This window comes from Nocardia bhagyanarayanae, from assembly GCF_006716565.1.
In the GTDB taxonomy this organism is placed as follows: domain Bacteria; phylum Actinomycetota; class Actinomycetes; order Mycobacteriales; family Mycobacteriaceae; genus Nocardia; species Nocardia bhagyanarayanae.
The window spans coordinates 477,408-499,000 of the sequence record NZ_VFPG01000002.1 but is presented as its reverse complement, the minus strand read 5'-3'; the positions used below and the strand labels follow the sequence as shown (position 1 = coordinate 499,000).

15 protein-coding genes, 1 tRNA gene, 2 pseudogenes and 1 other annotated feature are annotated in these 21,593 nt (G+C 64.6%); of the genes and pseudogenes, 9 read left to right on the top strand and 9 right to left on the bottom strand.

Going from position 1 to position 21,593, the window contains the following annotated elements:
• The first annotated feature begins 72 nt into the window (after positions 1-72).
• A complete protein-coding gene (locus tag FB390_RS29020) occupies positions 73-1,608 on the top strand; it encodes an FAD-binding protein (protein ID WP_141813155.1) in 1,536 nt (511 codons plus the stop codon).
• Positions 1,609-1,620: 12 nt separating this feature from the next.
• On the opposite strand, the gene FB390_RS29015 is transcribed toward FB390_RS29020, so the two are convergent.
• The 4 genes from FB390_RS29015 to FB390_RS29000 form a co-directional block, all read right to left on the bottom strand.
• The gene (locus FB390_RS29015; RefSeq protein WP_141812410.1) at positions 1,621-2,514 is read right to left on the bottom strand and encodes an alpha/beta fold hydrolase; all 894 of its coding nucleotides are present in this window, start codon (positions 2,512-2,514) and stop codon (positions 1,621-1,623) included.
• Complete coding sequence (locus FB390_RS29010; RefSeq protein ID WP_141812409.1) at positions 2,498-4,192, bottom strand: PHA/PHB synthase family protein; 1,695 nt, start codon at positions 4,190-4,192, stop codon at positions 2,498-2,500. The genes FB390_RS29015 and FB390_RS29010 overlap by 17 nt, the downstream gene beginning before the upstream one ends.
• 295 nt (positions 4,193-4,487) lie before the next feature.
• On the bottom strand, positions 4,488-5,705 hold the full coding sequence (locus FB390_RS29005; RefSeq protein WP_246124442.1) for a PucR family transcriptional regulator: 1,218 nt from the start codon (positions 5,703-5,705) through the stop codon (positions 4,488-4,490).
• Positions 5,706-5,777: 72 nt separating this feature from the next.
• Positions 5,778-6,923 carry an acyl-CoA dehydrogenase family protein gene (locus FB390_RS29000; protein ID WP_141812407.1) on the bottom strand — a complete coding sequence of 382 codons (1,146 nt, stop codon included), beginning with the start codon at positions 6,921-6,923 and terminating at the stop codon, positions 5,778-5,780.
• Between the two features lie 94 nt (positions 6,924-7,017).
• Between FB390_RS29000 and FB390_RS28995 the strand changes: the two genes are divergently transcribed.
• The 3 genes from FB390_RS28995 to FB390_RS28985 all read left to right on the top strand — a co-directional run bounded on the left by FB390_RS28995 (position 7,018) and on the right by FB390_RS28985 (position 9,923).
• Positions 7,018-7,644, top strand: coding sequence for a TetR/AcrR family transcriptional regulator (locus FB390_RS28995; RefSeq protein ID WP_246124441.1), 627 nt, complete (start codon positions 7,018-7,020; stop codon positions 7,642-7,644).
• Between the two features lie 477 nt (positions 7,645-8,121).
• Positions 8,122-9,027: an IS5 family transposase gene (locus tag FB390_RS28990; RefSeq protein WP_141808547.1), complete on the top strand. Its 906-nt coding sequence runs from the start codon at positions 8,122-8,124 to the stop codon at positions 9,025-9,027.
• Between the two features lie 503 nt (positions 9,028-9,530).
• Complete coding sequence (locus FB390_RS28985) at positions 9,531-9,923, top strand: hypothetical protein (protein ID WP_141812405.1); 393 nt, start codon at positions 9,531-9,533, stop codon at positions 9,921-9,923.
• A 182-nt stretch (positions 9,924-10,105) separates the two neighbouring features.
• Here FB390_RS28985 and FB390_RS28980 read toward each other — a convergent pair whose 3' ends face one another.
• Positions 10,106-10,759 (bottom strand): DUF4145 domain-containing protein, encoded by a 654-nt coding sequence (locus FB390_RS28980; RefSeq protein ID WP_185757312.1) that lies wholly within the window; start codon positions 10,757-10,759, stop codon positions 10,106-10,108.
• Between the two features lie 125 nt (positions 10,760-10,884).
• Between FB390_RS28980 and FB390_RS28975 the strand changes: the two are divergent.
• Positions 10,885-12,127 (top strand): annotated as a pseudogene (locus tag FB390_RS28975) (IS3 family transposase).
• Positions 11,172-11,300, top strand: a sequence feature (AL1L pseudoknot). (Overlaps the previous pseudogene by 129 nt.)
• A gap of 59 nt (positions 12,128-12,186) precedes the next feature.
• A pseudogene (locus tag FB390_RS34480) lies at positions 12,187-12,442 on the top strand (IS1634 family transposase); the annotation flags it as partial.
• A gap of 127 nt (positions 12,443-12,569) precedes the next feature.
• On the opposite strand, the gene FB390_RS34475 reads toward FB390_RS34480, so the two are convergent.
• Entirely contained in the window at positions 12,570-14,033 is a 1,464-nt protein-coding gene (locus FB390_RS34475; protein ID WP_246124440.1) for an HNH endonuclease, read from the bottom strand.
• A gap of 861 nt (positions 14,034-14,894) precedes the next feature.
• On the opposite strand from FB390_RS34475, the gene FB390_RS28960 reads away from it, so the two are divergent.
• Together FB390_RS28960 and FB390_RS28955 are read left to right on the top strand one after the other, a co-directional pair.
• Entirely contained in the window at positions 14,895-15,626 is a 732-nt protein-coding gene (locus FB390_RS28960) for an ISL3 family transposase (RefSeq protein ID WP_221639431.1), read from the top strand.
• A gap of 399 nt (positions 15,627-16,025) precedes the next feature.
• On the top strand, positions 16,026-18,107 hold the full coding sequence (locus tag FB390_RS28955) for an ATP-binding protein (protein ID WP_246124438.1): 2,082 nt from the start codon (positions 16,026-16,028) through the stop codon (positions 18,105-18,107).
• Positions 18,108-18,277: 170 nt separating this feature from the next.
• On the opposite strand, the gene FB390_RS28950 is transcribed toward FB390_RS28955, so the two are convergent.
• Together FB390_RS28950 and FB390_RS28945 are read right to left on the bottom strand one after the other, a co-directional pair.
• Complete coding sequence (locus FB390_RS28950) at positions 18,278-18,532, bottom strand: hypothetical protein (RefSeq protein ID WP_141812403.1); 255 nt, start codon at positions 18,530-18,532, stop codon at positions 18,278-18,280.
• A gap of 101 nt (positions 18,533-18,633) precedes the next feature.
• Positions 18,634-18,706 (bottom strand) — tRNA-Asn (locus tag FB390_RS28945).
• Between the two features lie 223 nt (positions 18,707-18,929).
• Here FB390_RS28945 and FB390_RS28940 point away from each other — a divergent pair.
• Positions 18,930-19,175 carry a hypothetical protein gene (locus FB390_RS28940; protein WP_067787169.1) on the top strand — a complete coding sequence of 82 codons (246 nt, stop codon included), beginning with the start codon at positions 18,930-18,932 and terminating at the stop codon, positions 19,173-19,175.
• A 476-nt stretch (positions 19,176-19,651) separates the two neighbouring features.
• Here FB390_RS28940 and dnaG read toward each other — a convergent pair whose 3' ends face one another.
• On the bottom strand, positions 19,652-21,562 hold the full coding sequence (gene dnaG / locus FB390_RS28935) for a DNA primase (protein WP_141812402.1): 1,911 nt from the start codon (positions 21,560-21,562) through the stop codon (positions 19,652-19,654).
• Between the last annotated feature and the right edge of the window lie 31 nt (positions 21,563-21,593).

The window sequence follows — 21,593 nt, the reverse complement described above, 5'->3', positions numbered from 1 at the left end:
CGAGATGACCGGTGCTCCGATCGAGCCGCCCGGCCTAGCGTCGACGGAAACACGGTGGCGCGGGAGGAAACAGTGGTGGATTGGAACGACGAAGTCGATGTGCTGGTCGCGGGTTCGGGTGGCGGTCTGGCCGGCGCCTATACCGCGGCCCGCGAGGGACTGAGCGTCGCGGTCGTCGAGGCGACCGACAAATTCGGCGGCACCACAGCCTATTCGGGTGGCGGCGGCGTGTGGTTCCCGTGCAACCCTGTGCTGCAGCGAGCGGGCAGCGACGACACCATCGAGGACGCGCTCACCTACTACCATGCCGTCGTCGGCGACCGGACCCCGCGGGAACTGCAGGAAACCTACGTCCGCCGCGGCCGCGACCTCATCGAATACCTCGAGGCCGACGACCACTTCGCGTTCGAGGTTCTGCCCTGGCCGGACTACTTCGGCACGGCGCCGAAGGCCCGTCTCGACGGACTGCGCCACACCATGCCGACGCCGCTCCCCGCGGCGGAACTCGGGGAGCTGCGCCAGTCCCTCCGGGGACCGCTGGACACCGACCGGCTCGGTGCGCCGCTGCCCGATGTGCTGATCGGCGGTCAGGCACTCATCGGCCGCTTCCTGCGGGCGCTGTCGACCTACCCGCAGGTCCGGTTGCACCTGAACTCACCGCTGATCGAGCTGGTTGTCGAGGACGGCGCGGTACTCGGCGCGCTGATCGAACGCGAGGGCGAACGCTTCGCGATCCGTGCGCGGCGCGGCGTGCTACTGGCGACCGGTGGCTTCGAGCAGAACGACGAGATGCGCCGACAGTACGGCGTACCGGGCGAGGCCCGAGACACCATGGGCCCCTGGGGAAATCAAGGATTCGCGCACCAGGCCGGCATCGCGGTGGGCGCCGACGTCGACCTGATGGACCAGGCGTGGTGGTCGCCCGGGCTGACCCACCCCGACGGTCGCTCGGCGTTCGCGCTGTGGTTCACCGGCGGCATCTTCGTCGACCAGGACGGCAAGCGGTTCGTCAACGAGTCCGCGCCCTACGACCGGCTCGGTCGCGAGGTGATCCGGCAGCTGCGGGAAGGCTCGATCACGCTGCCCTACTGGATGATCTACGACCACAAGGAAGGCGAGAAGCCCCCGGTCAAGGCGACCAACGTCTCGATGGTGGAAACCGAGAAGTACGTCGCGGCCGGTCTCTGGCACACCGCCGACACACTGCCCGAACTCGCGGAGAAGATCGGCGTCCCGGCCGACGCGCTGGTCGCGACCGTCGAACGGTTCAACACGATGGCCGCCGCCGGCGTCGACACCGACTTCGGCCGCGGTGACGAGGCCTACGATCGCGCCTTCTCCAACGGTGAACCGCCGCTCGTGCCGATCGACCAAGGGCCCTTCCACGCCGCCGCGTTCGGCATCTCGGACCTGGGGACCAAGGGCGGGCTGCGGACCGACAGCGCCGCCCGGGTGCTCGACCGGGACGGCACGCCGATCCCGGGCCTGTACGCGGCGGGCAACACCATGGCCGCGGTCAGCGGCACCGTCTATCCCGGTGGCGGCAACCCGATCGGCGCATCGATGCTGTTCAGCCATCTGGCGGTGTGGGACATGCTCGGCGACTGAAGCGGCGGTGGGTCAGTCGGCAGTGCTGTCGGACGACGGGCAATCTCCATCGAGGACGCGCTGAGGCGCCCGTCGAAAGCGTTCGATGACCGGAGCCAATTCCGCGGCATTGGTGATCAGGTCGACGTGACCGCCGGTGTGGAGGTGAACGACGGCGCGCGGGAGCAGCCGTCGCATGATGCGGGGATTGGCGAGCGGAATGATCGGATCGTCGGCGCCCGCGATGATCAAGGTGGGCTGGCGAATCAGCGGAAGGGCGGGCAGGCTGGTCCAGACCGAGCCGGCCATCAGCTGGTGGAGGTAGCCGACCCGGGAGCCCGCCATGAGCTGGCGACCGAGCAGTTGCCGCACGACGCGTGGATCGTCACGCGCGCTGCCGCCATAGATGTCGGCGGCGATCCGGGCAGCGTATTCGTGGTCCAGGAACCGGCGTGGGGTCAGCATCTTCAGCAGCGCGCGCGGATCGCCAGGAACCATGAGGATTCCGGTACCGGTGGCGACCAGGATCATGGTGCGACAGCGGCGTGGATGCTGGAAGGCGAACTGCTGGGCCAGCGCGCCGCCCCAGGAGAAGCCGAGGACGTCCACCTGCCCGGAGAAGCCGATCTTGCGCAGCAGTCGGCCGAGCACCGTGGCCAGATACGGAAACCCGTAGGGCAAGGGAGAATTCGGCGAGCCGCCCGTGCCGGGAACGTCGATCCGGACCACGGTGCTGTCCGGATCGAGCTGCGCGACAAGGGGATCGAGGACCTCCAGACTGGCGCCGATGCCATTGCACAACACGAGCGGCACGCCGGTCCCCCAGCGCACGTCGACCCGGATCTGCTGTCCGAGTATGGAAACGAGGCGTTGTTCGGTCCTGCCGCGCGAGAGTTCCGCGCCGGGACGCTCAGTGTTCGAGCACATAGGTCCCCGGCGCCGGTGCGAGCGGCGGCAGTTCGGCACTACCGAGCGTGGTCGGCGCCGCCATGTCCGGACCGCTGCGCACGGCGAGCCATTCGACGTAGTTCGGCCACCACGAACCCTGCTGCGTAGCATGCCTTTCGGCCCACCCGTCGGGTTCGATCTGGTCTACCGGTCCGATGCGGTAGGAAGCCCTGGGGTTTCCCGGTGGGTTGACCAAGGCCGCGATATGGCCGCTGGTGGACAGCACGAAACGAAGATCCTTGCTGCCGAGCAGCCGCGCGCTGCGGTAGCAGGCTTGCCACGGGGAGATGTGATCGGCGATGCCCGCTACCACGTAGGCGTCGACCGGCAGCATCGACAGGTCGATCCGCGTGCCGAGCATGGTCGCCTGGTTCGGGGCGGCGAGTGTGTTGTGCACGCCCGCCAGGACGAAGTCACGATGCAGCGCGGCGGGCATCCGGGTGGTGTCCGCATTCCAGAACAGCACATCGAAGGGCTCCGGTCTGCGACCCTGCAGATAGTTGTTGATCCAATACCGCCACACCAGATCGGTCGGGCGCAAGAACGCGAAGACTTCGGCCAGCGAACGCCCGTCGAGATAGCCCTGCTGGGCCGACATCGCGATCGCGCGCTCCGCGGTCTCCTCGTCGAGCAGGGCGGCCGTCAGACCGGCACGATGCTGATCGAGAACGGTCACCAGCAGTGTCAGCCCCGCCAGCCGCTCGGCCTGATCGTTGGCGGCCAGGTGGGCGGCGGTCATGGCGGCGATGATCCCGCCGGAGCAGGATGCCTGCACGTGGGTTCGCTCGGATCCGGTGATGCGCTCGACCGCGTCCAGCGCGTCCAGGATGGCCTGCCCGTAGGCGTCGAAGCCCCAATCACGCTGTGCGGCTGTTGGATTGCGCCACGAGATCGTGAACACCTGCTGCCCGTTGCGCACCAGGTACTCGATCATGCTGCGGCCAGGACTGATATCGAGGATGTAGAACTTGTTGATCATCGGCGGCACGATCAGCAGCGGCACCGTCCGCACCCGATCGGTCTGCGGCGTGTACTGGATCAGCTCGAACAGCGGCGTGCGAGCCACCACCGATCCCGGTGTGAGCGCCAGGTTCTCGCCCACGGTGAACGCGTCCCGGTCCACCATCGAGGGCACCCGCGGCGCGGCCGAGATGTCGTCGAGGAAATGCCGGAAGCCGCGCACCGCGCTCAGGCCGGCGGTGTCCACCAACGCTTTCCATGCCGGTGGGCTGAACAGCGGCATATTGCTCGGTGACAGTGCCTCGAGAATGTTGTCCACCACGAACCGCATCCATTCGGCATCCCGCCAGTCCAGTTCGGCTTCGGCCAGCAGGGCGTGCGCGGTGTCGTCGGCGGCGAGCCAGGTCTGCATCGCCCGCCGGAACAGTGGATTGGTCTGCCAAGCCGGATCGGCGAAACGCTTGTCCGCCTTGGCAGGTGCGCGGTTGCTGTCGCCACGCACAATGGCTGCCAGTTCGTCGCCGAGACCGCCGAGCTTGTCGGCGACGACGCCGGGCCGTTTGGCCAAGTCCAGGGCGAGCCTGGACCACGAGCTGTTCGGCAGCATGCGGCGGCCGAGACCCAGCGCGGAACCGGTCAGCAGCAGATCCAAAGGCACGGTTGGTTCGTCGGAAAGAGGCGAATTGCGCACGACCATCGTCGTTCTCCCGTTATCGGCACGACGCCGATTCTTCAGTTGTCGTTGTCAGGTACAGGGATCGGTGGTGGAGCGCCGATCCGGAGCCTGCCGAGCAGCGATGGTCGTCGAGGCTGCAGGTCAGGATCGCGAGCAGTCGGCTCTGGCGACGTTGCCGGGCTGCCATTGAATCGATGCGAGCTTCGGCCGCGATCCGTGCCCCGAACGGTAAACCGGGCACCCGAGTGCGCCATCATCTCGTGAAGACGAAATCCGGCCCGATAGTTGTTCCGGCAACACAGGACAACGGCAAAGCTCACCGCGGCGGGCGCAGCACAGCCGATCCATACCAGTGGCACGCCAGCAGGGCCAGTTCCACATCGAGCCGGTCCGCGCCGATCGGCCGCCCGCGTCGCGCGACGGCGCGGCCGACGCGGTACTTGACCGAGTTGAAGTGCAGATCCACCTCGGCGGCGGCGGCCTTGTAGCTGGATCCGGCGCGCAGGAAGACCCGCAGGGTGTCGCGCAGGCGTGCGTCGTTCTCGTTGTCGTCGGCCAGATCGCCGAGGATCTCGCACACCCAGTCCCGGGTTTCGGCGAGATCGGTTCCCACGAGCGCCGCGGTGGCCAGCCCGGGGTCGCCCGCCGCGACAACGGTCGCGGTGGGCAGTCCACGGGCCAGTGCGACAGCCCGGGCGCGCTGGGCGCTGCGATGCGATCGGCGAAATCCGTCGAGGCCGGCACCGAGCGTGCCGATAGCGATATCCGGAACGCCCTGCCGACCGGCCACGAATCGCCGGATCTCGGTCACCGGATCGCCCGGCTCGGCGCGATACGGCAACCAAGCCCAAGCGCTGAACTGATCCGCCGCGAGGATCAGCGGATTCGCCGCGACCCCAACGGCCTCCGCCAGTTCGCGCACCCACCGTCGCAGGCGCGGTATCGCATCGTCGTCGGTCGCCGAGTCCGGATACCACAGCACCAGGGCGAGGTGGTGCCAGCGCAGTGGATACCGGATGGTCTCGGTGACCGCGTCGACGTCGATGCTCTTGCGGCCGCCGAGCACCTCGCGGACCCGCACCGCGCGGATGCTGTTCTGGTTCTCCAGCCAACGCGAGCGCTCGTCGTCGTAGATGGCGACGACCTGTTCGGTGATGCGGTCGATGAACTCGAACAGGATCGTGGTGATTCGCTCGACCGCTGTGATGCGATCGGCCGCGGGAATGTCCAGCGCGTGCAGTTCGACGAAGATCAGTTCCGTAAGGCGTCGCTGCCCGAGGCGGTAGGCCCGGATCAGCGCGGCAGCAGGCACCTCTTGCTGGGCAAGGCGTCTGGCGTACTCCACCGCAGCGGGAGGAGCATGGACGCCCGCGACCGGCAGGCTGTAGCGCAGGGCGTTCAGGACGGTGCCGACATTGGCCTCGATGCTCGCGTCGAGCAGTTCGCTGGTGCGCCGATCGCCCGCCAGTTCGGCGATGTCGGCTTCCACGAAGGCCCGGATGGCCGCGCTGACCTCGGTAATCCGTTCGTTCATCCGGGCGGCTGTCACCGCGATGAAGCGGCCCGCGTCACTCGCTTCTCGATCGCGCATATCGGCTGACGGGCTTCAGAGCGCCAGCTCCCGGCCGATCAGCTCCTTCATGATCTCGTTGGATCCCGCCCAGATCTTGGTTACGCGCGCATCCATCCACGCACGCGCGACTCGGTACTCGCGCATGTATCCGTATCCGCCGTGCAACTGGACACAGTGGTCGAGGACCTCGTTCTGCACCTGCGCCGACCACCACTTCGCCTTCGCGGCGTCCACCGCGGTCAAGTCGCCCGAGGCATGCGCCACAACGGCGGCATCGACGAAAGCTTGCGCGACCTCGATCTTGGTGACCAGTTCCGCGAGGAGGAACTTGTTGTGCTGGAACGAACCGATCGGCGCGCCGAAAGCTTTTCTCTCCTTGGCGTATTCGATCGTCTCGAGCAGAATCTGCTTCGCGTGCGCGACGTTGGAGACGGCCGAGCCGATCCGCTCCTGCGGGAGCCGCTCCATCATGTAGGCGAAGCCTCGATCGACTTCGCCCAAGATCGCGTCGGCGGGCAGCCGCACGTTGTCGAAGAACAGCTCGGCCGTGTCGGCTTCGGGCTGACCGACCTTGTCCAGTTTGCGGCCACGCTCGAATCCGGGCGCCGTGGCATCGACGAGAAACAGGCTGATTCCCTTGGAGCGCTGCTCCGGATTCGTGCGCGCGGCCACGACTACGAGATCCGCGGTGTAGCCGTTGGTGATGAACGTCTTCGAACCGTTCAGAATCCAGTCGGAACCATCACGAACCGCGGTCGTCTTCAGACTGGCCAGGTCGGAACCGGCCGAGGGCTCGGTCATCCCGATCGCACTGACCACCTCGCCGGTGCAGAACCGCGGCAACCACTGTTCCTTCTGCGCGGGTGATGCCAGGTCGACCAAGTACGGCGCCACGACGTCGAAGTGGATGCTCATGCTCGACGCCAGCGCCATCGAGACAGCTGCCAGTTCCTCGGTGGCGACCGCGTTGAACCGGTAGTCACCGGCGTCACCGCCGCCGTAGACCTCAGGAATCTCCAGGCCGAGAAGACCCTGCTTCCCCGCCTCCCGCCACACCTCACGGGAAATGAGCTTGTGTTCGATGTACTCGTCCACGTTCGGCACGACATCGCGAGCGAGGAAGTCGTGGACCGACTTGCGGAACTCCTGATGGTCTTCGGTGAACGCCGAACGCAGCATGCCGATCCTCTCGAACGCGATGAGCTAAGCGATTGCTTACTCTTGTCGATCGCGTGCGAAGATGTCAAGGAATCCGGGAAGGAAGGTGGCCAGCTTGACGAGGTCGACGACGACGCAGGACAGCCGGGCCGGTTCCGCATCGGAACCCCGCGAACCCGCGATCCAGCGCTTGCTCGACGCCGCACGCGACGCCTTCGCCGAGAAGGGGTATCACGGCACCTCGACGCGCGAGATCGCCGCCCGCGCCGGGATGAGCCCGGCGGCGATGTACGTCCATTTCGGGTCCAAGCAGGACGTGCTGTTACACCTGACGACGACGGGTCACGCCGCAGCGCTCGCCGTACTCGAGGAGGCGGCCGCGGGCCCGGGCAGTCCGACGAAACGGCTCCGAGCTGCGGTTTACGCGTTCGCGCACTGGCATGCCGAGCACCACACCACCGCCCGCATCGTGCAACACGAATGGCATGCGCTCGGCGAGGAACACCGGGCGGAAGTGACCAAGTTGCGCCACCGGACCGTGGCGGTTGTTCGCGAGATCATCGCGGCGGGCAGCCGCACCGGCGAGTTCGCGGTGGACAACGTCGACACGACGACCTTGGCCGTGATGTCGCTGTGCATCGACACGATGCGCTGGTTCCCTTCCCGCGAGCTACGCACTCCGGCAGCTGTGGGAGCGACTTTCGCGAGTCTCGCCGAGCGGATGGTCAAGTCCTCCGAATAAGCGATCGCTCATTTTGCGACCGAGCGCCTCCCCTTCGATACGGCCAAGGCTCAGTATCGAACTTGCAGTGCCGGAATGCACCCGTCACAGTGACTGTCCAGCCGCCGAAACCTAGAGGAGTGGGCGGGGCCGCTGCATATGAACTGCGTATGACAAAGGCGGCCACGCTGTCTACTCGTCATTCTGTGTAGGCATCAGTCGGCCACCGAGGCCCGCGCCAGCCATGATGACGGCCGTCAGCGCGTATTCGAAGGTGTGGTCACGGTCCGTTGTCGCCTCACGGAGGAGCTTGTCTGCGGTAGTTCGGTCTTCGTTGAGCTGGGCACCTAGGGCGTGTGTCGAAGTCGGTAGGGGTGGCACCGCTGTGCCAGCGCCACCCTTGAGGCTTTGAAAGTGTTGTCCGCGTTGGTGTATGGGTGAGGTCTCCGGTAGGTGGTTTAACGACCAAGAAAAACCGGAGACCTGACCGGAGACCTCGTGACCAGCGTAGCGGTGGCGGGGCGGGCGGATCTGACCGACGCTCAGTGGGCACGGTTGGAGCCGTTGTTGCCTCGCGGTAAGAAGGCGGGCCGGCCGCCTGTGTGGACGAAACGGCAGCTCATCGATGGGATTCGGTGGCGGACCCGGGTCGGCTGCCCGTGGCGTGATGTTCCACCGCAGTACGGGTCGTGGCCGGCGATGTACGGGTTGTTCCGCCGCTGGCAGCGCTCCGGGGCGTGGCTGGTGATCTGGAAGTTGTTGCAGGTCTTCGCCGACGCGGCGGGCCGGATCGTGTGGCAGGTGAGTGTGGACTCGACGATCGTGCGGGCCCATCAACACGCTGCTGGTGCTCGTCGCGACAGTGGTGGGCAAGCCGAGCCACCGGCCGGTCCGGGTGAGCATGAGCCGGTCGATCACGGCCTGGGCCGGTCACGTGGTGGCTGGACGACGAAGCTGCATCTGGCGTGTGAGCAGGGCTGCCGCGTTCTGGCCATGCTCGTCACTGCTGGTCAGGCCGGTGACAGCCCGCAGTTCATGTCGGTGCTCGATGCGATCGAGGTCGGCAAGCTCGGTAGGGGGCGGCCCAGGCGGCGTCCGGACCGGGTGCTGGCCGACAAGGCGTATTCGGGTCGCGCCAACCGGGACTGGCTGCGTCGCCGCGGGATCAAAGCAACCATCCCGGTCCCGGCCGATCAAGCCGGGCACCGCCGCAATCGCGGTTCGGCCGGTGGCCGTCCGCCAGCGTTCGCCCCGGTCGTCTATCGCGACCGAAACGCTGTCGAGCGCGGCATCAACCAGCTCAAACAACACCGGGCCGTGGCCACGAGATTCGACAAACTCGCCGTCCGCTACCTCGCCACCATCCACATCGCAGCGATCAACCAATGGCTCCGACACGAATGAGAACAGGCCACCGGCCCGCTCTCACCACTTCGACACACGCCCTAGCAGTCGTAAAGACCATCGTTCTCTCTGCGACATGTCCGCTGGCCAGATGTCGGGGACCGGATAGGGGCCTACGTGGGCACCTTCCGGTGATGCTTCGATCAGGCTGTCGACCCAGAACAACATGGCCTGGGCAATTTCTTCGCCGCCGACTGACTCGCCTTCGATGAGCTGTCTGACCTTGAGCTCGACTGATGGTTCCTCTGCTATCGCCGCTCTGAGCGCCGCACGTGCGTGCTGAAGCCAAACCGGATCTGCCATCGATGCCCCCAATGCCGCTGAATCACCCGGACCGACACTTTCGTTCGGTTGCCAGTTTAGGGCGCGGCGAGTGCGGTGTCGGCCCGCGCAGCAGTTGCGGAATCACGCTGCGGGCCAATCCAGTTCAGGGAGGTGGGGACCTATGCGGGGGGCGGGAGTACACTCGTGCTCGGCGCTCCGTCGGGGAGCGTAACCAACCGATGACCGTCGATCAGGCGACGGCAAAGGGAGAGAGCATGGCATTGAGCCGCTTGGCGCAGGAATTCGCGGACGAGATCGCGGGTCACGACTGGCTGGACGCGCCCTACAGGTGGGATCAGGCAGGGCACCGACGCGAGCATGATCGCAAAGCCGCTGGAACCCAGACGTTAACGCCAGAGGAGACGCTCAACCTGCTGCGGAATGTGGTGGCGGTGACCACGCAGGTACTTCGGCATCGTGATCCCAACCTCGATGTATACGAGTTCGCAGAAGCCTGTGGCTTGGATACGCGGACTCACTCGGGACGGTCGCGCGACGGCGGGTATGTGGCGGCGATCCGCTGGGAAAGCGACGGGGTCGCGTGTGCCCCGGGCCGTAGGCGTGGTCAGTAACCCGAATCGTATGTCCGGGTGACTTCCCTTCCCCTGCTTCCTCATAACGGCCATCCCTGAACTGAGGGAGGTCGTGTCAAGGGCGCTCTTTCCCTTGACTCGGCCGAGCGAAGTCAGACAATCGGGCCATGAGGAGGCAGGGGGTTTCGTAACCAGACAGACCCGTACACCACCTACCGGATTCATTCCGAGTCGGTTGTCGTCGGTTCTGAGCTGGTTGTCCTCTTACGCTGTTCTTGCCTGCCCTTGAACTCGTCGAACCGCGCCCGCAAGACATACAAGTGGTCAAGTAGTGCCTCAGCGAAGTCCAGTGCATCCTCGGCGTCCTGTGCTGACACCTTGTTGCCCGTGAAGTGGGCTCCCTCATTTCCGACTGCGCGAAGAAGGTCGGCCCACTCGGCCAACAAGCCGTCAATCTTGCCTTGGTCTTTGAGTTCCCTGAGGCTTCGTGCAAGGTTCTGGCGCTTCGACGCCCCCTGATGAACGCATGTTCCTTCGAGAGTGCGTCGCACCATGACGAGAGTTGCGGTGTAGGCTTTGGCGTCGAAGCACTTCCGAGCTTCCTCGAAGCCTTCTCGAAGCTCGCGGGGGACTGCTCGACTGAGACGTCGTGGCGATGGGAAGTAGATCGCGGGCTGGTCATGTTCGAATCCCCCACCCAGGTCCTCGCGGATCTGGACGATAGGCTCCTGACACGAATAGTGGCTGCATTGCAGCAGCGCGTACTCGTAGGGCGGGCCATTCTCGACATTGTTCTCGACGACTGTTCCGTGGATGCCGCTGCTTGATGGGTCACCACAGCGAGGGCAGATGAAAGATCGCACTTCGTCGGTCACGCGCGAGATCCTTCCACCCGAAGTGGTTGCACGACAACGAGTTATTTGTCAGCGCACTGAGTGCGGCGATGTGAATCGTCACGGATTTGGGACCGCTTCCCTCTTTGAGGAAGATGGTCTCCATCATGTCGAAGCGCTATCCGCCTGAGGTTCGTAAGAAGGCCGTGCGTCTGGCTCTCGAGCGTCTCGATGAGTACGGATCCGCCTACGCCGCTGCGCGGGCGATCGGCCCGATGGTCGATGTGCATCACGAGACGTTGCGGTTGTGGATCAAGAAGGCTCTCGACGAGGGCTCACGACCTGGCGGGACCACGTCGCCAGGGTTGTCCTCGGCAGAGCGGGAAGAGTTGCAGCGGCTGAGGAAAGAGAATCGAGATCTCAAGCAGACCAACGAGATTCTGAAGTTGGCGTCGGCTTTTTTCGCGCGGGAACTCGACCCGCGACACCGCTGATCATCGAGTTCATCGATGAATACCGCCAGGTCTATGGCGTCGAGTCGATCTGCCGCGCGCTCTCGGCGCACGGGGTGCAGATCGCGCCCAGGACCTACCGCAAAGCCCGGCGGCGGCCACCGGCGGCTCGTGACCTCGCCGACGCGTGTGTGGAGAACGCCTTGCGTGATCTGCACGATAAGCCCGAGCAGATGTACGGCCGCCGCAAATGACCCGCTACCTGCGCCGTCAGGGGCACGCGGTGGCGTTTTGCACCGTCGACCGGCTCATGCGCGAACTCGGTCTCAACGGTGCGGTCAGAGGCCGCAAACAACGGACCACGATCCCGACCAAGGACGGGATCCGAGCTGGTGACAAGCTCAACCGCGACCTCACCGCGGCGGCGCCGAACCAGGTCTGGGTAGCCGATTTCACCTACGTGTCGACCTGGACCGGATGGGCATACGTGGCGTTCGTGTTCGACGCGTTCTCCCGCGCGATCGTGGGCTGGACCACCGCCGCCTCCAAAACGACCGCACTGGTGTCGAAAGCCCTCAACATGGCTGTCTGGCGGCGTGATCACTACGGCCATCCGGTAGAGCCCGGTCTGATATTTCACACCGACGCCGGGTCGCAATACACGTCTGTAAAGTTCACCGAATCACTTGCCTTACAGGGATTGTCGGCGTCGATCGGTTCGGTTGGCGACGCCTATGACAATGCTCTGGCGGAGTCGATCATCGGTTTGTTCAAGACCGAGGTCGTCAACCGCCACGGCCCGTTCAAGACCCTCACCGAGGTCGAGTTCGCGCTCATGGAGTGGTGCGGTTGGTACAACAACGCACGTCTGCATTCTCGGCTCGACTACCTGACCCCGGCCGAGTACGAGGCCGCCTACTACTCTCAAATGTCGCCACGCCGACCGGCGCTGGTCTAAACCCGAAGCCGGCCCCGAGCCCGTGACGATTCACTCACGTGCAGGGCGGCAAAACGGTTTTGATGCCCGCCGGTCAGGTGATCGCCAGCTACCACGACCTCTGGCATGTCGACAATCGTTCCGGATGAGCAAGACCGACCTCGCTGCCCAGCCCACGTTCCACCGCACCCTAGACGCGATCGAGACCTGACCATCGTGTTCACTGCTTTCGCCGTCGCCCGCACCGCCCAAACCCGCACCGGCATCCGCGCGATCGTGCGTCAACTCCGCATCCAGCGCTCAGCTCCCTCACACACTGACAACATCAGGCACTAACCGAATGAACCAACTCAGGCCAGATGATTCGCCGAACTGATGCGGGGGCGACGGTTGTCGCGCGGCTATCGAACGTCAGCTATTCCCTTGAACGCGTCTGCGTGTCGAATAACTGCCTGCACTGCTATCAGATTAGCCCATGGGGTTGCCCAAGAGAAGAATTGCCGACAGCCTTTTTGAAGTCTTCGAAGCGAGCCCTGAGCTGTTCGATAGAAGGGCGGTCCGTTGATCGCGCCGGAACGCGCAGACTTCGCCCATGCATTTCTTGCAAGCTGTGCAACATCATCGCGTTACCATCCTCTGCCATCAGCGCCTCGCTGATCCAGATCCGATAATCGGGAGCGATCCCAAGGATGTTCGCGTCAAACGCAGCGCGATGCAGTTTGCATAGGCATATTCCATCGCTTATCAATGAGGTCGCACCAAGCTGGGCAAGGCTCGCGGCTGCACTGATGTGTGCAGCATCCAGTAGCTGGCCGTGGCCGAGATCGCATACCGCACAGCGGACTTCATACGCTCGCAGGATGGCGCCACGAAACGCTGGCTGGTGGAGCCGCTGTTGCTGGATGCGCTGGGCGAAATCCCGTTCAAACGGCTGCATATTGAGGGGATCGGGCAGACCATTTTCCAACAGAAGCAAGAAGCGGCGGTTGACTTTGTCGTCAGCAACCACGTACACGGGGAAGATTGGAACATAGACGCCTATGTCAATCCTGCGCAGTAGAATGATCGGCAACTTCAGGTCGAGCGCATTTCGGAGTTTTCGATTGTCGCCTGAGGTCGCGCCGTCGCGGTAGGCATAGCTGAACAATGAATCACCGACTTCCTCATCGGCGAAACCTTTGCCGCCGGCAGACAGGATCGACAATGTTGCCTGCATGTCACGCGGATTATAGATTCCTCTGTTGTGGTCAATCAATCGTATTTGCCGCCCGTCGAGCATGAAATTTGAGAGCTGTTGACGGGTAACGCTTCCCGTTTGACTAACCAGTTCGCTGAGACTTTCAAAAATCCTCTGACGTAGAGCGGCTTCTGCTCCGATTGCCTGGAGCGAGCCCGGCGCTGCCGTTAAATCGCCATTCGGTTGGTCGTCGCGCGTTGTCGGAGCCGTTGCGCCCCTTATCGTCGCCCTGGTTTCAGCCTGTACTGATGCCGGAGTGTTAGCGGTGGTGTCGGCATTCGACGCCTGAGGTGTCTGGGCAATCGCCGAGTCAAGCGCCGGACCAACTGCCTCGGCCGGTAATGGCTGGATGGCTTGAGCCCATCGTGCCTGCCACCGCCGGACATCGGCATCCAGCTCTACCACATTGCGTTCGGGGTTCTCGTAGAGCAGCACGGCACGGATGAAGGCTCGCACGGTATCCAACCGTGGTTCCGCCCTACCGCTGAGCATGTTGCTGATGGTTCCCTGGCCAATCCGAAACCCATGCCTGTCAGCGACTTTGACGATTCGGGCATAGCTGGGGTTTCCGGCTTCGACGCGACGGTGTTCCATCTCGCGTATGAACTGAATGAGTCTGGGATTCGGTGTGGTGGACAGGTCCCCCTCCTTGGACTTCCATGCGGCACCTTCAAGAAGCGCCGTACGCATACCCGGACACTGTAGCCCATCGTTCAACTTCGTTCATCTTTGTTCACATCGTTCACTTCCGTTCATTCATATGTACATCGCCTGTCCGAGATGCTCTTGTGGATCCATGAGTTCGAGTCAGCACCGGAGACTGCCGGATCGACACGCAACGAAGCCCGGCAGGGGCAGTCGGAGTCGATCACACCTCTTCGATCTAGCGGCACTTGTCGCGATCATGAGCAGCTTCGTTATGGTCTATGTGTTCGCAGGATCAGCGGCGCTAGTTCCGATCACCTCCGCCACCATGGGGTTGTACTCGCTATGGAAGGGACGGAATCTCAGGCCCTAGGCTGAGTTGCGGCGACCGATCGGAGGGTGCGGGCTCGGTGAAGACCAGCCCGCAGACCGGTCACTCGATAATTAGGCGTTTTCCAGTTTCCCGTGTTCTGCGTGCCCTGCCGGGGGCGCGAGCCTGCGACGACGGTAACCACAGCAGGTACACGACCGCCCCCGTCGCACCGGCCAAACAGAATCCAGGACCCAAACGGGGGGGTAAACGCGGGGCCTGACACAAAAACAGGTCAGGCCCGGTCTCAGACCGGGCCTGACCTGCTATTTCTGTGGAGCTAAGGGGACTCGAACCCCTGACCCCCACTCAGGCAACCGACTCCATCGACAAGCCTCTGCGGAGTGTCCTGCCCAATCTGTGTCGCTTCCGGTTGAAGACTGGATCTGGCACGCTTTCCGTGATTGGCCCAGGCGAATTGCGTTCAGCGGCAGGATCGTTGATCATGTGCCCGGTGTTCGGAGGTTGGGCCGTGGGCGGTCTTGTTCCCGCACCTGAACGGGCTGCGGATTGATGGAATCGGTGCGACGGGGCCGGTGATCGGAATTACGGCCGAGACCGGCGACGGTCCGGTCGGGTGTCCGGCGTGTTCGATGCCGTCGAGGCGGGTGCACAGCCGCTACGAGCGGCGATTGTCCGACACCGCCGTGGGCGGGCGTGAGGTCTTGATCGGGCTGCGGGTGCGGCGGTTGTTCTGCGACAACACCGATTGCGGCAGAAAGACTTTCGCCGAGCAGGTGCCCGAGTTGGCCGGGCGGCACGCGCGGCGCACCACGGTGTTGCAGCGGCTCTTGCGCGCTGTGGCACTGGCCTTGGGCGGTCGCCCCGGTGCGCGGTTGACCCAGCATCTGGCCGCCGCGGTGAGCCGGATGACACTGATGCGGCAGATCAGAGCGCTATCCGATTCGGCAGCGCCGGTCCCGACAGTGCTCGGCGTCGACGACTTCGCGCTGCGCCGGGGCCACCACTACGGCACGATCCTCATCGACATGCAAACCCAGCGTCCAGTCAAAATTCTGCCCGATCGCACCAGCAAGACCCTGGCGAGGTGGCTGCGCGACCGTCCGGGCATCGAGATCGTATGCCGCGATAGCGGCGGCGCCTACGCCGACGCTATCCGCTCGGGTGCCCCGAACGCCGTGCAGGTCGCCGACCGCTGGCACATGTGGCACAACCTCGGCGAAGCGGTCGAACGAGCCGTCACCACCCATCGTCAATACCTCGCGGCCGCCATCGTCGACGAGTCCGAACCCACGATGTCACCGTGACCAGCCACCACGCCAGCACCATCACCGATGCCGTTGGGGCCGGCCGAGCGGACCGACCGAACCGCCGCGCGCACCCGACTGCGCTACGAAGCGGTGCATCAACTACCAAGACGCCGCTACCGCAGGACTGACCATGGAATGGAACAGCGGCGCGGTCGAAGGCCACGTCAACCGAATCAAAATGATCAAACGCCAGATGTTCGGTCGCGCCGACCTCGACCTGCTCCGCAAACGAATCCTGCTCGGCGACTGAACCATCCAGCGCGAATCACGGAAAGCGTGGCAGATCCACCATTCAACCGAAGTTGACACCGCGCGAGCTCGATATCCAGGCGACGTCTCGATCATGCAGCCTCGGGCCGTGCCACCTGCCTAGGATTGTCTGACGTCGCCAATACGGTGGGCGGCATCGAGATGGGAAAGAAGGACGAAATGGCGGCGATGACGACGTCCCTTCGGGGACGAGTCAAGAACACCGGTTTGCCAAAGAGCCACGCGCTTCTCCCACTACTGGAGGCCGTCGTCAACGGGATACAGGCCATCGACGCCAGGTTCGAGGAGGACCGCTCCCAGGGGCGCCTCGACGTGAGGATCGTGCGTAGCCCGCAGGTGGGGTTCGATCTCGGCATCACCGGCCCCGGGCGTACTCCGCTGGAGCCAATCATCGGGTTCGTAGTCACCGACAACGGCGTGGGATTCACTGCGGAGAACATGAAGTCGTTCGAGACGCTGGACAGTGACTACAAGTCGGCCGACGGATGCCGAGGCGTGGGACGCCTGCTGTGGTTGAAGGCGTTCAGCAAGGTGGTGGTGAAGAGCACCTACGAGGGCGAGGACGGCACCCTCCAAGGCCGGCAGTTTCGGTTCTCGGTCGAGCGAGAGGTAGAGCCCATCGAACCAGCCGAGACGCTCGACGACACCGGGACGATCGTCGAGCTGGACGGCTTCGGCGCCGCGTACCAGAAGAGCGCCCACAAGACAGCAGGGGCTATCGCGAGAGAAGTGTTCGAGCACTGCATCTGGTACTTCCTGCGGCCTGGCGGCGCGCCCGAGATCAGGGTGGTCGACGATGGCGAGACCGTCTTACTCAGGGAGCTGATGGACGAGTTTGTCTACTCGGAGATGCCGACGAAGACGATCGATGTCAAGGGGGAGAAGTTCGACATGGTCAACCTCTGCCTGAAGTCATCGACCCGCAACCAGACGCCGAGGCTCTACTGGTGCGCCGCGAGCCGCGTTGTGACTGAAGAGAACATCACCGGGAAGGTCCCCGGGCTGTACGGCCGGCTCAAGGACGAGAACGGCGCGGACTTCACCTACGTCTGCTACCTCGCCTCCGACTACCTCGACGCCAACGTCCGCGCTGACAGGACGGCGTTCGACATCGACGACACCATCGAGGGCAACACGATTGAGGGTGAGATCACGCTCGCCGACGTACGCACGGCTGTGCTCGCCGAGATAGAAATTTTGCTCGCCAATGAGCTGGCGGCGGCCCGGGATGAGGGCAAGTCGCGGGTTAATGACTACGTCAGCAATCATTCGCCTCGGTACCGACCTCTGCTGAAGCGAATGGAATCGCTGGGACTGACAGTCGACCCGTCGATGAAAAACACGGAGCTGGAAGCGGTCCTTCACCGCGAACTCCAGAAGCTCGAAGCTGAAACCCTCGCCGAGACCCAGCAGATCTTCGCCGAAGACGGTGCCGAGCGGCCCGCGGACTACCAGGAGCGGCTCGACGAGTACCTGGCGAAGATCACCGACATCAACCAGTCGGACTTGGCGGCGTACGTGGCGCGTCGCCGGGTGATCCTTGAGGTACTGGCGAAGCTCATCCGCTCGAACGACGAGGGCAAGTACTGCCGCGAGGACGAGATCCACAATCTGCTGATCCCGATGCGGAAAGACTCGAACGAGATCGGTACGGACGCCTCGAACCTGTGGATCATCGACGAGAGATTGGCCTTCCACGACTATCTCGCGTCGGACAAGACGTTCAACAGCATGCCCATCACCGACTCGAAGTCGGCGAAGGAACCGGACATCATCGCCACGCGGCTCGCCGGCAGCGCTGTGCTCGCAGCTGAGCGCCAGAGCGTCCCGCTCAGTTCGATCGTCGTCGTCGAGATCAAGCGCCCCATGCGGACCGACGCCTCCGAGGACAACAATCCGATCGATCAGTGCCTCGGCTACGTGAAGCAGATCCGCGAAGGCGGCGCCAAGACTAGCGATGGCCGACCGATTCCGAAGTCGGAGGAGGCGCCAGCGTTCTGCTACATAATCGCTGATCTGACTCCCAAGATGATCGACCGCTGCGAACTCGCGAGTCTGCGTCCGACCCAGGACGGCCTCGCGTACTTTGGGTTCAACGATGCACGACGGGTGTACATCGAGGTCATAAGCTTCGATGGTCTCGTAAATGGGGCCACGGAACGTAACCGTGCGTTCTTCGACAGGCTAGGACTGCCTGCGAGCAGATAGTCCTCGGGTGCCGGAGCAGGCCGACGCTTTCGCAGCCTCCAGTACTTCGCCCAGCAGGCTGCTGCATGGAAAGGTCGCGCTGGAACCAAATAGGTGGGGCAGGTCGAGCTGGAAGCCGCCCAGTGGGCAGGGCACGGTGTCACTATCCATGCACAGCCCCATTTGGTTGATCAGAACATCGCGCTGACTGGGAAGTAGCATTGCCCAGTGTCATTCGCATGACGCTTCTTACGAATCAGTAGCTCGTCGAGACGGATCCGTCCCTCGAGAACACACATGAGATCCGCGCCGTCCATCGTGATGAAGGGCGTCCGCGAGTGGTACTCATCGACCGCGTCCTTGGTGAAGCCCATGACGCTAATAATCAAGCCGAATGAGCTCTTCGCTTTACGGTGGACCTTGGGGACGACCGCCAGGTCGTTCAACTGGTTGGAAGTCTGGCCCGGAAACGTTGGTGTATTCCTGGTTACATTCCGAGAAAAACAGCAGGTCAAGCCCACCTAACGGGCCTGACCTGCTGTTTCTGCTCCCCCATCTGGACTCGAACCAGAAACCTGCCGATTAACAGTCGGCTGCTCTGCCAATTGAGCTATAGGGGACTATCCTGGGTGGCTCTCCCGTACTGGGCGGGCCGAGGAGAAACTTTAGCGTATAGCTGGGCGGGTTCCCAAATCGCGCGTCTACCTGGGGTGATGCCGGGGTGCATGTGAGACTGGTGGGGTCACAGTTGTCCCAAGGGTAACTCGGGTCCGGATCGACAGGTGGACGTCGCGTCGGGCAGGATGGTAGCCGCGCACAGGCGATTGGGAGGAGCTCAGAGGAATGCTGCGGTTGATCATCGGCGTCGCGGCCGGTTATGTGCTCGGCAGTAAGGCCGGGCGGGCTCGCTACGAGCAGATCAGCGCGGCGACCCGCGCCGTCACCTCGAGCCCGGTGACCCGCAAGCTAGTGCAGGTGGGGCGGCAGAAGCTGTCGGACAAGTTGAGCACGCGCCCGCAGCTGGAGCCGATGGTGCCGCTGGACGAGCGCACCACCGTGCTGGTGCCGCACGATCAGCTGCGCCGCTGAGTTCCTCCGGGCGCGGAAGCTACAACGACTCGACGCCTGGCACAGCCGTCGGCGGTGCCGCACGGGGAATCAACCAGGTTCTGCCGCTGAATGATTCATGCTCGAACAGTCGCGCTGCTCGGAGAATCGCCAGATTGCGCCGCTGAGCGATCCACGCTCGAACAGTCGCGCCGCTCAGCGAATCCCGACCGGCCTTCGGCCGCGCCGCCAGGCGCCTCTGTCCGCCAGCAGTAAGGCCGACGGCCCCTCGTCCCCAGCCGCAGTACGGCGGCGCGTGACCGCCAGGGCAGGGCGGGTGTCCCTCCTATCCGCAGCAGGGTCGGCCCTTCGGTAGGCGCGGCAAGCACGGCCACGCTCGGTCACGCGCCGAACTATCGCGGTCGCCCTACGGGAAGCGGTCCAGACGTCGCTCAGCCGCGCCAGGAAACAACCCGAAGGACGTCGCCGAAACCGACGCACCGACCGGCAGGCGACCCTCAAGCAGGTGCGAAATCGTCGGAGTTGCCCATCGCCTGGGCCTCCAGACTCTTCCGATACTGCTCCAGCGCAACCAGATCCCCGAACAACGCCATATACGCGTCGGGCTGTTCGGTCGCGGAGAGCCGCTGCAGTTTGGACTTGAGCGTCGCGATCTGACGGCCGACCCACGCCTCCTGGGCGCGGGCGAGCACGCCGGTGATGAAGCGCGGGATGTCGTCGACGGATTTCACCGGCAGGGGCGCGTTGGCCAGTTCGGAGACCAGGGCGCGCAGGGTGAGGTCATCGGTGCCGTCGGCGACGGCGTTGACCCACTCCGCGCCGCTCAGTCCCGCGGACGCGCCGCCCGCTTCGGCGATCATGGTGCGCACCGCGACGTAGGCGGGGTGGGTGAACGCCTCGGTCTCCAGCGCGTCGAACACGGTGCCCGCGATCGCCGGGTATTGCAAAGCGGCGCAGAGGACTTGGCGTTGCGGCAGCAGCGTCGGGTCGTTCGGGTTGGGGCGGGCGGCGGGGTGTTCGGTGACCTTGGTGCTCGGCGCGGGGGTCTCGGCTCGACGCGGACCGCCCAGGCGGTTGCGTTTGGCTTCCTCGCCGACGCGGCGCACCACGGTCTGGATGTCGTCCCAGCCGACCCAGCCGGCGAGGCGGGTGGCGTAGGCCTTGCGGGTCGCGTTGTCCTTGATCTGCGCGACCACCGGGACCGCGCGGCGTAGCGCCTCCACCTGGCCTTCCACCTGGTCCAGATTGTGTTCGGCGAGCAGGCCGCGAATCACGAACTCGTACAGCGGTGTTCGACGCGCGATCAGATCGCGGACGGCGCCGTCGCCGGAGCGCTGACGCAGCTCGCACGGATCCTGACCGTCGGGAGCGACGGCGATGTAGGTCTGGCCCGCGAGCTTCTGGTCGCCCGCGAAGGCCTTCAGTGCGGCCGCCTGGCCCGCCGCGTCGCCGTCGAAGGTGTAGATGATCTCGCCGCGCCAGAAGTTGTCGTCCATCAGCAGGCGGCGCAGGATCGCCATGTGCTCGTCGCCGAAGGCGGTGCCGCACGAGGCGACGGCGGTTTTCACGCCCGCCAGGTGCATGGCCATGACGTCGGTGTAGCCCTCGACGACGACGGCCTGGCGGCCCTTGGCGATCTCGCGCTTGGCGTGATCGAGGCCGAACAGCACCTGAGACTTCTTGTACAGCAAGGTTTCCGGCGTGTTGATGTACTTGCCGGGCATGGTGTCGTCGTCGAAGAGCTTGCGGGCGCCGAAGCCGATTACCTCGCCGCCGAGGTTGCGGATCGGCCAGAGCAGGCGGCGGTGGAAGCGGTCGATGGGGCCGCGCTTGCCCTGCTTGGACAGGCCCGCCGCCTCCAGCTCCTTGAAATCGAAGCCTTTGCGGAGCAGGTACTTGGTGAGCGTGTCCCAGCCGTCCGGTGCGTAGCCGCAGCCGAACTGGAGGGCCGCGTTGCCGTCGAAGCTGCGGTCGGTGAGGAACTTGCGGGCCGCCTCGGCCTCCGGCTCGCGCAGCCGCGCCATGTAGAACTCGTGCGCGGCGGCGTTGGCGGCGACGAGGCGGGCGCGGGTGCCGCGGTCGCGCTGCACCGAGGTGCCGCCGCCCTCGTAGTTGATCTGGTAGCCGATCCGGTCGGCCATCTGCTCGACGGCCTCGACGAAGCCGATGTGCTCGATCTTCTGCAAGAACTTGTAGACGTCCCCGCCCTCGCCGCAGCCGAAGCAGTGGAACAAACCGTGGTTGGGCCGCACGTGGAACGACGGCGACTTCTCGTCGTGGAACGGACAAAGCCCCTTCATCGAGTCCGCGCCCGCCCGCTTCAGCGCGACGTACTCCCCCACCACGTCTTCGATCCGGACGCGTTCGCGTATTGCCGCGATATCGCGATCAGGGAGTCGTCCGGCCACGCGACGAGTCTAGCCAGTCCGGCCGCACCCG

Coding starts and splice junctions, on each gene's coding strand:
- FB390_RS34475 (WP_246124440.1), bottom strand. CDS start 14,033: ATGCGTACGGCGCTTCTTGAAGGTGCCGCATGGAAGTCCAAGGAGGGG.
- FB390_RS29005 (WP_246124442.1), bottom strand. CDS start 5,705: ATGAACGAACGGATTACCGAGGTCAGCGCGGCCATCCGGGCCTTCGTG.
- FB390_RS28940 (WP_067787169.1), top strand. CDS start 18,930: ATGCTGCGGTTGATCATCGGCGTCGCGGCCGGTTATGTGCTCGGCAGT.
- FB390_RS29015 (WP_141812410.1), bottom strand. CDS start 2,514: ATGTGCTCGAACACTGAGCGTCCCGGCGCGGAACTCTCGCGCGGCAGG.
- FB390_RS29000 (WP_141812407.1), bottom strand. CDS start 6,923: ATGCTGCGTTCGGCGTTCACCGAAGACCATCAGGAGTTCCGCAAGTCG.
- FB390_RS28985 (WP_141812405.1), top strand. CDS start 9,531: ATGACCGTCGATCAGGCGACGGCAAAGGGAGAGAGCATGGCATTGAGC.
- FB390_RS29010 (WP_141812409.1), bottom strand. CDS start 4,192: ATGGTCGTGCGCAATTCGCCTCTTTCCGACGAACCAACCGTGCCTTTG.